Origin of the sequence: Halomonas sp. (assembly GCF_029263665.1) — a bacterium.
Taxonomy (GTDB): Bacteria; Pseudomonadota; Gammaproteobacteria; order Pseudomonadales; family Halomonadaceae; genus Halomonas.
The window spans coordinates 196,370-208,140 of record NZ_JAJUFQ010000002.1 but is presented as its reverse complement, the minus strand read 5'-3'; the positions used below and the strand labels follow the sequence as shown (position 1 = coordinate 208,140).

At 54.6% G+C, this 11,771-nt stretch carries 10 protein-coding genes; all 10 read left to right on the top strand.

From position 1 onward, the window contains the following. The first annotated feature begins 105 nt into the window (after positions 1 to 105). The gene (locus Q1K07_RS02765; RefSeq protein ID WP_300307449.1) at positions 106 to 1,272 is read left to right on the top strand and encodes an ester cyclase; all 1,167 of its coding nucleotides are present in this window, start codon (positions 106 to 108) and stop codon (positions 1,270 to 1,272) included. Positions 1,273 to 1,463: 191 nt separating this feature from the next. Beyond that, the gene (locus tag Q1K07_RS02760; RefSeq protein WP_300307448.1) at positions 1,464 to 2,798 is read left to right on the top strand and encodes an extracellular solute-binding protein; all 1,335 of its coding nucleotides are present in this window, start codon (positions 1,464 to 1,466) and stop codon (positions 2,796 to 2,798) included. 96 nt (positions 2,799 to 2,894) lie between these two features. After that, positions 2,895 to 3,941, top strand: a complete 1,047-nt coding sequence (locus tag Q1K07_RS02755; RefSeq protein WP_300307445.1) for a carbohydrate ABC transporter permease — start codon at positions 2,895 to 2,897, stop codon at positions 3,939 to 3,941. Then, positions 3,938 to 4,828, top strand: coding sequence for a carbohydrate ABC transporter permease (locus tag Q1K07_RS02750; protein ID WP_300307443.1), 891 nt, complete (start codon positions 3,938 to 3,940; stop codon positions 4,826 to 4,828). Before Q1K07_RS02755 ends, Q1K07_RS02750 begins: the two co-directional genes overlap by 4 nt. A 6-nt stretch (positions 4,829 to 4,834) precedes the next feature. After that, the gene (gene ugpC, locus Q1K07_RS02745) at positions 4,835 to 5,932 is read left to right on the top strand and encodes a sn-glycerol-3-phosphate ABC transporter ATP-binding protein UgpC (protein WP_300307440.1); all 1,098 of its coding nucleotides are present in this window, start codon (positions 4,835 to 4,837) and stop codon (positions 5,930 to 5,932) included. A gap of 56 nt (positions 5,933 to 5,988) precedes the next feature. Next, positions 5,989 to 6,996 (top strand): LacI family DNA-binding transcriptional regulator, encoded by a 1,008-nt coding sequence (locus Q1K07_RS02740; RefSeq protein ID WP_300307437.1) that lies wholly within the window; start codon positions 5,989 to 5,991, stop codon positions 6,994 to 6,996. A gap of 351 nt (positions 6,997 to 7,347) precedes the next feature. Beyond that, positions 7,348 to 8,670: a histidinol dehydrogenase gene (hisD, locus tag Q1K07_RS02735; RefSeq protein WP_300307435.1), complete on the top strand. Its 1,323-nt coding sequence runs from the start codon at positions 7,348 to 7,350 to the stop codon at positions 8,668 to 8,670. A 129-nt stretch (positions 8,671 to 8,799) separates the two neighbouring features. Continuing rightward, positions 8,800 to 9,606 carry an aldolase/citrate lyase family protein gene (locus tag Q1K07_RS02730; protein WP_300307432.1) on the top strand — a complete coding sequence of 269 codons (807 nt, stop codon included), beginning with the start codon at positions 8,800 to 8,802 and terminating at the stop codon, positions 9,604 to 9,606. A gap of 61 nt (positions 9,607 to 9,667) precedes the next feature. Beyond that, complete coding sequence (gene hisD / locus Q1K07_RS02725; protein ID WP_300307429.1) at positions 9,668 to 11,005, top strand: histidinol dehydrogenase; 1,338 nt, start codon at positions 9,668 to 9,670, stop codon at positions 11,003 to 11,005. Then, positions 10,992 to 11,756 carry an SDR family oxidoreductase gene (locus tag Q1K07_RS02720; RefSeq protein ID WP_300307426.1) on the top strand — a complete coding sequence of 255 codons (765 nt, stop codon included), beginning with the start codon at positions 10,992 to 10,994 and terminating at the stop codon, positions 11,754 to 11,756. Before hisD (Q1K07_RS02725) ends, Q1K07_RS02720 begins: the two co-directional genes overlap by 14 nt. Positions 11,757 to 11,771 lie beyond the last annotated feature (15 nt).

Here is an 11,771-nt window from a genome sequence, read left to right as displayed (position 1 = left end):
AATAATACCTTGGTAGAAGAGAAGGAAAAATATTTGCATACTTATGCAGTGCATGCCATTTTGCGGTGGCACGCCAGCCTAAATTTGCAAACATTGGAAGGAATCATGGCCAGTAAACAAGAAGAGACAGTTGCGACTCCGAAGGAGGCTACTCCGTCTCGCCCCAAGGCAGCACCCAGCGAGCAGGTGCTGCAGAGCGAGCGTCTGGATTTCGTGGATCTGGTCAGCGACAGTCGTCCGCGCTCACAGTCTCTGAAGGGGTTCGATGATTGCTACACCGATATCGTCGATTACATCGTTCGCTGCACCCACAAGATCTGGGATGAGCGTGATGTGGGACTCATCTATACCCACTACACCAATAACTGCGTGCTCTACGGCACCATGGGCACGATGTATAACCGCGAGGACGTCGTACGTGACACCATCCAGCGGCTGGTGAGTTTTCCTGAGCGCCGTGGTATGGCCACACAGGTGATCTGGAACGGTAATGATCAGGACGGGTTCTACACCTCGCATCTGGTCACAGGCTCCGGCCGCTATACACAGAACGGTCACTTTGGCCCGGCCAATGGCAAGCCGTTCACTTCGAGAACCGTTGCCGATTGCATGATCTTCGAGAACAAGATCTATCGTGAGTGGGTCGTTGCGGATCAGATGGCCATCGTCCAGCAACTGGGGCTCGACCCTCAGGCATATGCCGAGAAGATCGCCAGCACCAAGCTTGCGCAAGGTGTCAAGGCGCTTGATATCGGTGAGAACGGGCTGATGCTGGGCCAGTACCCGCCGGCCGAGCATGCCGATCTGTCGATTGCCAATAATGATATCGAGCGCGAGACATTGCAGTGGTTGCACGATGTCTGGAACCGCAAGATGTTCGGTAAGATTCGCCAAGTCTACGCGCCAACTGTCATGTATCACGGCCCGTTGATGAAAGAACTGTACGGCACTCATGCCGTGACCCATCAAGTGATTGGCTTGGTCGGATCACTTCCTGATGCACGCTTCGAACCTCAGCACATCTGCTCTGTTCCTTGCGTCGAAGGCGGGACAAAGGTTGCCGTACGCTGGGTCATGGAAGGTCATCACCTCGGTTATGGCGGCATCGAAAGCTTTGGTGATCCGACGGGCAAACGCGTCCAGGTAATGGGTATCTCTCATTATCATTACAGGGGGGGCCGTATCGTGGATGAGTGGACGGTCTATGACGAGCTGTCGATGCTGGTTCAGATCAAACTTGCCCAACTGGCTGATGCACCTGCCGAGCCTTGAGAAAATGCGCCACGCCGGGCCTGTAATGTTGGCCCGGTCAGGCGCTTCTGGATCAAAGAGCTTGGATAATAAAACGGCTGGAAAAAGACGCTGTCAAGCCAACAGAGCCTTCAGAAGAATAGCGTTGTTAAGTAAAAAATGACGGATCAGCAGCATTGTTGAGTGAATCGGGCTGCTGAATCAATTGCGTTGTGCACATTACAAGAATTGCCAGACTAAAAGCTGGCAGGCAAAAAAATATAAATATCCGAATGATCCGGCACGATCTGGAGGGAGATAATATCATGACAAGATTATGTGCCTTGGCGACGGTTTGCCTTTTACCCCTGATATGCGCTTCAAATTTTGCTGCTGCCGAATGTGGTATCGAGAGCGGCTCGGTACGCGTGCTGTCGAATGACATAGATTCATTGGGCGTCGTTCTGAATGAGGCCCGGCAATGTGTGTCCGATACGGTAAATGTCAGAATCAACAGGACGACTGAGCACAAGAGCATTCAAGTTTCAGCCCTGGCGATAGACCCCGCTATCTATAGTGTTGCGATGGTATCAACCAACACATTACCACCGTTGCTGTCTGCAGGGCTGGTGAGACCTCTCGACGAGTATGTTGAGAAATATGGCCAGGATCTCAAGCCCGATCAGTTGATCAAGATCGACGGCAAGACTGTTGCTATCGCCTTCATGGCCAATAGTCAGCACTTGTTCATGCGCGGCGATATCTTGAGTGATCTTGGTATCCCACCACCGAAGACATACCAGGAAGTCCTCAATGCGGCCCGTACCATCAAGGAAGCGGGGATCATGAAGTACCCGCTGGCGGCGGCTTATGAGGCCGGTTGGTATCTCGGAAATGAATTTGTAAACAACTACCTGGGCCTGGGCGGCCAGTTCTTCGAGCCCGGCAGCGCTGAACCCTCGATCAATAATCCCAAGGGCGTTCAGGTGTTGCAGCTCATGAAGGAGATGACGGAATACATGCCGCCGGAGTATTTGACCCTGACGGCTGATGACCTCAAGAAGCTGTATCTGGATGGCAAGGTCGCGATCATCAATCAGTGGGGATCAATGGTGAACTCGCATCTTGACCCCAATGGCGCAGCTCCGGAGATAAGTGATGCGACGCTGATTGCGCCTGCCCCTACGCTGGGTGGGTACGATATCCCTGCTGCAGCGTTGTGGTGGGATGGGTTCACTATCGCGAAGAATGTTTCTGACGAGGATGCTGAAGCCAGCTTCCGGGCGATGATGTATGGCATGCGCTCGAGCGTCGCCAATGAACACCCGAACGCCGCAACATGGTTGATCAAGGGCTACCAGGCGCCGGAGGGGGCAAAAGGTGTGCTTGATACCATCAGCAGCGGTGGTCGCCCTTATCCGATGAACCCATTCATGGGGATCATGCATGCCGCGCTCGGTTCGGAATTGACCGATTTCATGCAAGGGCGGGAAAGCGCAGAACAGGCACTGGCCGACGTTGAAGCGGCTTATCGAACCAGTGCTCGTGCATCGGGCTTTCTAGATTAGAAAACTCGCCAACCCTCAGCACCAGCAACCGATAACAAATGCTGACGACGGACATCGACTGATGACTTCGCCCCATCTTGCTACTAGAGGCGCCCCATGACGCATCGCAGCTTCTTTTCATTCATGTTGCCATCATTGCTGGCCATGTTTCTTTTTATCGTCTTGCCAACAGGATCGATCATCGTTCAATCCTTCTATACCGAGCATGGCAAGGCGCTGAGCCTGGCGGAGAACTGTGGCCCCTTCGGTTGTGAGCAGACAACGCATATTGATTTAGCAATAACAGAAGAACTGAGGGAAGAGGCCCCGTTGGGGAAGTTCAACGGGCTTGGAACCTATCTTGATCGTGCTCACCTGGCCGTCGATGAGATCAGCAAGATATTCGAAGAAAGTGAAAGTGCCGGTGAGGTTGTATCACGTATCTACAACCTGCCTTTCTACAAGGCACTTTCCTTTACGATCGCCTATACCTTCTTTGCGACGCCGCTGGCCATGATGGTTGGATTTTTGGTTGCCATGGCGGTCAACAATATTCCGAAGAAGATCAAGGGGCCAGTGATATTTCTTTCACTGCTTCCCTATATCGTTACGCCGCTGATTGGCTCACTGACATTATTCTGGATGATCAACTCCAATGGCATCATCGGTGCTACGTTGCAGTTCATCTTCAATGATCCAGACCTGTCGCTCAAGGCATCCCCTGTGTTGACGTGGGTGACATTGATTGTTTACGGGATATGGCACATGGCGCCCTTTCCCTTCGTCGTCTACTACGCCGGCCTCCAGACCATCCCGCAAGATACTATGGAGAGCGCAATGATCGATGGTGCCAGTAAATGGGAACGGATTCGCTATGTTGTAATTCCACATCTTTTCCCACTGACAACCTTCCTGGCGTTGGTATTGATGATGGATAATTTCCGTATTTTCGAGCCTATTGTTGGTTTCTCTGCGGAAGCCAATGCGACATCGCTTTCATGGTCCATCTACAACGATTTGAATGGGCAGGTCGACAAGCTTTATGGATCGGCAGCATCGACATCAGTACTCACCGTTATCTGCGTCGTTATCCTCTTGATCCCCGTTCTTCTGAGAACCTGGCGCAGCTTCAAACAAAAGAATCCTGATGGGAGCGCATCATGATTATTGCGGCATCACCTGCTGACTCCAAAAGCAACAAGACGTCAGTCATTGCCTTTGCTCTGCTGGCGATATGGCTGGTCGTCGCAGCATTCCCTTTCCTGTGGACACTCTGGGGGTCCTTCAAGGTAGAGGCGGACTTCTTCAGTCGTCAAACCTGGGAGAATGCTCTCTATGGTGTGAAGACGCTTCAGGCGACCGGCTCTGCCTTCACCATGGATGGCTATGAGGGTGCCTGGATTGATCGAGAATTCTGGCGTGCATTCCTCAATACAGCCATTGTCACGGTGAGTGTGACAGCCATCAGCCTGGTGTTCGGTACGCTTGGCGGCTATGCGTTATCACGCTCCAGGAAGAAATATGTTTTCTGGATATTGATTGCAGCGCTGGTGTTCCGAGCCATGCCGCATATCACGCTGGTGTCTGGTTACCTGATGCCGTTTTTCGAAATGAATATCTGGGGTGCGCTGCCGACCTCCATCATCGTGCTGGTTGCTATCAATCAGCCCTTTACCTTGTGGATGTTGCACAGCTTTTTCCTATCGATACCCAAGGATCTCGATGAAAGTGCAATGGTCGATGGCTGCACACGCTTTCAGGCCTTCCGGCTGGCGGTGATGCCGGTAATGTGGCCCGGTGTCATCACAACAGGGCTGTTCAGTTTCCTGCTCTCCTATAACGACTTTGCCGTTACTTCGATGCTGCTTAGCCAGGACAACCAGACCATGGTGCCAAAAATCAACTCATTCCTCGGCACTGTACAGTCTGATGGGGCCATCATGTACGCGGTTGCGGCGGTGGTATCAGCCACCGTGCCACTGTTCATGCTCGTGATGTTTTTCCAACGTTATATTGTCAGCGGTCTTACCGCCGGCGCGGTAAAAGGATAAGAAATCATGGCCAGTATTCATCTCAAGAATGTATGTAAGCGCTGGGGTTCGGTGGTGGGCGTCGATAATTTTAATCTCGAGATAGCCGACCAGGAATTCATTGTTCTTCTGGGGCCTTCAGGTTGTGGAAAATCCACAACCATGCGCATGATCGCAGGTCTGGAAAGTATCTCCGATGGTGAGATTCTGATTGGGGATCGTGTCATAAATGACCTTGAACCCAAGGATCGAGACATTGCCATGGTCTTCCAGAGTTATGGGCTTTATCCGAACCTGAGTGTTTACGAAAATATTCGCTTTCCACTGAAAGTGCGCAAGGTGCCCAAAAACGAGCATCACGAACGCATCATGGAAGCGGCGGAAATGGTAGATTTGACCGAATTGCTGGAGCGTCGCCCGGCGGAGCTATCGGGAGGCCAACGTCAGCGTGTCGCGCTGGGGCGGGCGATTGTTCGGGAGCCGACGGTGTTTCTGATGGATGAGCCGCTATCCAATCTAGATGCTAAACTACGCGTCACAACGCGTGCGGAGATCAAGAATCTTCAGCATCGGCTGAAAACCACCACCATTTACGTTACCCACGACCAGATCGAAGCGATGACACTGGCGGATCGTGTGGTGGTCATGAATCGAGGCGTGGTCCAACAGGTGGGCACGCCGACGGAGATCTATGACTGTCCCGCCAATACCTTCGTGGCCAGCTTTATCGGTTCTCCCGCCATGAATCTTGTCAGTGGTGACATCTCGCAGGGTATTTTCACTGCAGAGAATATGCGCATTGACGGGCTTCCCACGGAGGTTTCCGGCAAAGTGACGCTGGGGTTCAGGGCCGAGGATGTCGAGCTGGTTGCCAAGGAAGGGCAGATCAATGCTCCGATCTATACCCTTGAGTTGCTGGGGGACTCTTCGATGGTGGCGGTGCGAGTCGCGAACGAGTTGGTCAATCTCAAGGCTCCCAAGGACTTTCGGGCTCGAATTGGCACAGATGTTTCGGCGCGTCTCGATCCTTCGCTATGCAAGCTTTTCGACCATGAGACAGGGGCTGCCATTTATACATCGGCTGAATGCAGTGATGTAAGCACTCCCTTGGCAATGGCAACTTGATAGCATTGATGAGCAAAGGCATTGATGAACAAGAGCACTGATGAACGGAGATCTTGATGGCGGGTAAAAGCGTAACTTCGGTGGATGTAGCTCGCCATGCGGGTGTCAGCCAGTCGGCGGTATCACGTTACTTTACCCCGGGGGCTTCACTCTCGGCCAAAATGGCAGAGAAGATTCGCAAGGCGGCAGAGGAGCTTGACTACCGCCCCAACGTTCTGGCTCGCTCATTGATTACTGGCAAGAGCCGGATCATTGGTCTGGTGGTCTATTACCTGGAGAACCAGTTCTACCCGGAAGTCATCGAGAAGCTGTCGGCTGCTCTGCAGGAGAGCGGCTATCACGTTCTCCTGTTCATGTCCTCGCGCACTGTCGGTGACGTCAAGCCCGTGATGCAGCAGATACTGGATTACCGAGTCGACGGGATCATCATGGTTTCGGTGTCGATGTCCTCGGTATTGGCACAGCGCTGTGCCGATCTGTCGATCCCGGTGATGCTGTTCAATCGTGATCAGCCGGACCTGGATCTGATGGCGGTAACGACTGACAACCTGCGTGGTGGCTCTCTTGCCGCCCAGGCACTGCTTGCCTCACGGCCAAAGCGCATTGCCCATCTAGCGGGTTACGAAGGTGCTTCGACTCAGATCGAACGTGAGCGCGGCTTTCTGGAAGAGCTCAAGGCGGGAGGTCAGGAGTTGCACTCTCGCGCTGTTGGTAACTTTCATTACGCCGAGGCGGTCGAGGCCACGCATGAGCTATTCGATCGCCCCGATCCGCCTGATGCCTTGTTCGTCACCGATGATCATATGGCCTTTGCGGCCATGGACGTCATTCGTAGTGAGTTCCGCCTGCGAATACCGGAGGATGTATCGGTGGTCGGCTTTGATGATGTTCCTCAAGCGGCGTGGCCCAGCTTCAACCTGACCACGGTTCGTCAGCACGTCAACCTGATGGTATCCAAGGCGGTCTCCGAGCTGATTACTGCTATCGAAGAGCCCGAGACGCCATTGCCGATCAAGCTGAGAATTCCGCCGACTCTGGTTCGGCGCGGCACCACTCGCGACTAGGCCTTGTCTGGCTATCGCTCGCCGACTTTTGAGACAACCCCTGGGGGTTGTTGACCCCCTTTCCAAATATCCCTCTTCGCTTCCTGCGAATGCTCCCCATGCAGTCAGGCTACGCTGCTGGGGGCATGATTCTTTTGCATAATTTTTTGGGTACGAATTCATTAGAAAGCAATGGATGATGCGGTGTCTTTGTTGGCGCTCATTATCAAAAATAACCTTGATTATCATAAATATATAATATTGTGATCGTCTCGTTAGGCTAAGGTCGTAGGCGATGTTTTAAGAACAAAATTGAAAACGTATTCAATGCTTGGTACTTATAAGGGAAATCCTCCTGCAAGAGAAGAAATCATGAGCATTGATCAGGCCGCTGGTGTTCAAGAGGCACAGGTTGTTCAAGAGGCCGGGACGCTGAAACCGAACTTCATCAAAGCACCCAAGAGCGATGCTGGGGCCGATAGCGGACAGGTAGAGCGCCTGGTGGCAGACATCCTTTCACGCGTACGTGAACAGGGTGATGACGCTGTCAGAGCGTTCTCGCGTCAGTTTGATAATGCCGATCTTGAAGCCTTCGAGGTTACGGATAGCGAACGAGAGCGAGCTGTTGTCAATCTCGATCCCCAGACGCGCAAGGACACCGAGTTTGCGATCAATAATGTGCGCACCTTTGCCAAAGCGCAGCTCGGGTCGCTGTCGGAGATCGATGTCGAGATCCTGCCGGGCGTGCATATGGGGCACCGCAACATTCCGATCGAGCGTGTGGGCTGTTATGTACCTGGTGGTCGTTATCCGCTGCTTTCGGCGCCCATCATGACCATCGTTCCGGCCAAGGTAGCGGGTGTTGGCGAAGTGATCGCCTGTTTGCCGCCCAATGCCCACGAAGCGATGATTGCGGGCTGCCACCTTTCCGGTGCCGATCGTATCTTCCGCATCGGCGGCGCGCAGGCCATTGCCGCTATGGCATTTGGTACTCAGAGCGTTCCGCGCGTCGACAAGATCGTTGGTCCTGGCAATGCCTTCGTGAACGAGGCCAAGCGTCAGGTCTTCGGTCCCGTCGGCATCGATCAGTTGGCAGGACCTTCTGAGATTTTCGTTCTCGCCGATCACACTGGTGATGCGGAGCTGATCGCTACCGACCTGTTGGCCCAGGCTGAGCATGATGTCAGAACGCGTGTTGGACTGATTACCACCGACGAGGCCCTGGCGAAGGCCGTTCTGGCCGAGGTTGATCGTCAGCTCGAGAGCCTGTCGACCGCTCAGACCGCAGGCCCGGCCTGGCAGGATTATGGCGAAATTGCGCTGGTCGCCGACGAGACGGCAATGATTGCCTATTCTGACTATGTTGCCGCCGAGCATCTCCAAGTGCATACCGAGGACGCTCAAGCACTCGCCGAAAAGTTGTCGAGCTATGGCTCACTGTTCATCGGTGAGGCCGCCAGTGTCGTCTATTCCGACAAATGTTCCGGCACCAACCATACGCTGCCGACCATGGCGGCAGGTCGCTACACCGGTGGTCTGTGGGTAGGAACCTACATCAAGACCGCGACCCATCAGTGGTTGACGGATGAAGGGATCAAGCAGGTCGCTCCGCCGGCCGCACGTCAGAGCGCCAGTGAAGGCCTAGAAGGACATCGCAGGGCGGCGCAGATTCGACTGGATCGACTCGGGGCCTGATCTTCTGGTGCGAGATCTTTTGGTACCTGACCTTTTGATACCTGACCTTTTGATACGTAGTGTCATTGCCTCCTGTCGGGAGGCAATGTTCCCCAGCGCTCTAGACCTGCCTTCACTTAGGGATTTCTCATGAATGTTCTTGGCGATTTCAAGTCGCGGCTTCAGCGTCGTGAGCCTTTGCTTGGTGCTTTCATCAAGACACCTCACCCCATCATCATCGAAGTGATGGGGGCGTCCGGTCTCGACTTCCTGATACTCGATATGGAACACGCACCTTTTGATCGCGGGACGCTGGATGCAGCGATGATCGCCGGCCGTGCTGTGCAATGCCCACTGCTGGTACGTGTTCCGACGGGCTCTCCTGAGTGGCTGCTGGCGGTGCTCGACAGCGGGGCTGCCGGTGTCATCGTGCCACACGTGCTATCCGCAGCTCAGGCTGCAGAACTGGCTAGAGCGATGCACTATGGGCCTGGTGGACGCGGTTTTGCTGGCACCACGCGAGCCGCATCCTATGGGCGCCGTCCCTTTGCTGAACACCTGCGTGATACCGCTCAGGAAACCTGCCTGATCTGTCAGATCGAGGATGTCGAGGGGGCGCAGGAGTATCAGCAGATCGCCGCGGTTGACGGTGTGGATGCGCTCTTTATCGGCCGGGCGGATCTCGCTGTTTCCAGTGGCTATGACAGCTTCTTCGCCGAGGAGATTGTCGGACAGGTGCAACAGATTCTTGGTGCAGAACAGGCGGCAACCGGACTTTATTGTGCGCCAGGAGAAGACTTGCAGCCGTTGATGGCAGCAGGGGCCAGTTTCATGGTCGTTGGCTCGGACCATACCCTCATGGCTCAGGGTGCAGATGCATTGGTTGAGCGTTTTCAGGCCGCTACCGATCAGGCAGCGACTAACGACATATCCACCCAGCCAGCATTCAATAAATAACCAGTATCCAACGAATAATCAGTATCCAACAAATAGAGTGCAGTCACCGGGAGTTGACGTCATGGCAGTAACCTACCTCAAGCGTGGCAAAAGCGAAGCCGAGCGCTCCACAAATCATCTCAACACTCGGCAGGCGGTCGAGTCCGCGCTGGCCGACATTGAAGCGCGCGGTGATATCGCAGTCCGTGAGATGTCGGAGAAGTTCGATAAATACTCGCCGGAGAGCTTTCGTCTATCGGACTCGGAAATCGAGCAACTGATTGCCAAGGTTCCGAAGCAGCAGATGGATGATATTCGCTTTGCGCAGCAGCAGGTGAAGGCGTTTGCACAGATTCAGCGTGACTCCATGCGTGATGTCGAAGTCGAAACGCTGCCCGGTGTCATTCTTGGCCACAAGAACATCCCGGTTCAGTCTGTTGGCTGTTACGTGCCCGGCGGCAAGTTTCCGATGGTGGCTTCCGCGCATATGTCGGTGGCAACGGCAGCGGTTGCGGGTGTACCGCGTATCGTCGCAGCAACACCGCCATTTCATGGCGAACCGAATCCCGCGGTGATTGCCGCGATGCACCTCGGTGGGGCGCATGAAATCTACGTGCTGGGGGGCATTCAAGCCGTCGGCGCCATGGCGCTGGGGACAGAAACCATTGATCCCGTCCACATGTTGGTAGGACCGGGTAATGCCTTTGTCGCGGAAGCCAAGCGTCAGCTCTTTGGACGCGTCGGAATTGATTTGTTCGCGGGACCGACAGAGACCATGGTCATTGCCGACGAGACAGTCGATGCGGAAATGTGCGCCACTGACCTGTTGGGGCAGGCGGAGCATGGTTACGATTCGCCCGCTGTACTGGTGACCAACTCGCGGCAACTGGCAGAAGATACCCTTAGCGAAGTCGAGCGCATCCTGAAGATCCTGCCTACCGCAGAAACCGCATCGGTAAGTTGGCGCGATTACGGTGAAGTCATCGTATGCGACAGCTACGAGGAGATGCTCGATGTTGCTAATGATCTTGCCTCTGAGCATGTCCAGGTCATGACGGATCGTGATGACTGGTTCCTCGACAACATGACGGCCTATGGCGCGTTGTTCCTTGGTCCGCGCACCAATGTTGCCAACGGTGACAAAGTCATCGGTACCAATCATACCTTGCCCACTCGCAAGGCAGGTCGATATACCGGCGGACTATGGGTGGGTAAATACCTGAAAACGCATAGCTATCAGCGAGTCACCAGCGACGAGGCGGCCGCCAGTATCGGTGCATACTGCTCCCGACTCTGCCTGCTTGAAGGCTTTGTGGGTCATGCGGAGCAAGCCAACCTTCGTGTTCGCCGCTATGGCAAGCAAGAGGTTGGCTACGGTGAGCCTGCGGGAGAGTTGGAGGAGTCCAATGTCTCTGCCTAACCCACCGTCCTTCTCTCTTTCGGGCAAGCGGGCGCTGGTGACGGGCGCCTCTTCCGGCATTGGGCTGGGGTGTGCTGTAGCGCTGGCGGATGCCGGCGCTCACACTGTTCTGGCAGCGCGCTCGACGCAAAAGCTCGATGCCTGCGTCAGTGAACTTCGCGCGCGTGGCCAGCAGGCAGATTCGCTGGTACTCGATGTCGCGGATATTGCCCATATGCAAGCTGAAATCGAGCGCAGTGGGCCTTACGACATCCTGGTCAATTCGGCAGGGTTGGCGCGGCATGGTCCGGCTCTGGAAACCGCTAGCGATGACTTCGACGCCGTTGCCGAAGTTAATCTCAAGGGTGCGTACTTCTTGAGTCAGGCGGTTGCCCGAGGCCTGATTGCGGCAGGGCGTGGTGGCTCACTGATCAATATCTCCAGCCAGATGGCGCATGTCGGTGGGCCAGATCGAGCGGTTTACTGTGCCACCAAACATGCTGTCGAGGGCTTTACCAAGGCCATGGCAATCGAATGGGGACGGCACGGCATTCGCATCAACACCATTTGCCCGACCTTCATCAGAACGCCGTTGACCGAGAAGACGTTCGACGATCCGGAAAAGGTCTCGTGGCTAATGGAAAAGATAAAGCTCGGTCGAGTGGGAACGGTCGAGGACATCATGGGCGCCGCTGTATATCTGGCGTCTGATGCCTCTGCGCTGGTAACGGGTACGTCGCTGAGAATCGATGGTGGTTGGACAGCGGAGTAGGTAACTACCTGTGTT

Coding starts and splice junctions, on each gene's coding strand:
- Q1K07_RS02740 (WP_300307437.1), top strand. CDS start 5,989: ATGGCGGGTAAAAGCGTAACTTCGGTGGATGTAGCTCGCCATGCGGGT.
- ugpC (WP_300307440.1), top strand. CDS start 4,835: ATGGCCAGTATTCATCTCAAGAATGTATGTAAGCGCTGGGGTTCGGTG.
- hisD (WP_300307429.1), top strand. CDS start 9,668: ATGGCAGTAACCTACCTCAAGCGTGGCAAAAGCGAAGCCGAGCGCTCC.
- Q1K07_RS02755 (WP_300307445.1), top strand. CDS start 2,895: ATGACGCATCGCAGCTTCTTTTCATTCATGTTGCCATCATTGCTGGCC.
- hisD (WP_300307435.1), top strand. CDS start 7,348: ATGAGCATTGATCAGGCCGCTGGTGTTCAAGAGGCACAGGTTGTTCAA.
- Q1K07_RS02720 (WP_300307426.1), top strand. CDS start 10,992: ATGTCTCTGCCTAACCCACCGTCCTTCTCTCTTTCGGGCAAGCGGGCG.
- Q1K07_RS02750 (WP_300307443.1), top strand. CDS start 3,938: ATGATTATTGCGGCATCACCTGCTGACTCCAAAAGCAACAAGACGTCA.
- Q1K07_RS02730 (WP_300307432.1), top strand. CDS start 8,800: ATGAATGTTCTTGGCGATTTCAAGTCGCGGCTTCAGCGTCGTGAGCCT.
- Q1K07_RS02765 (WP_300307449.1), top strand. CDS start 106: ATGGCCAGTAAACAAGAAGAGACAGTTGCGACTCCGAAGGAGGCTACT.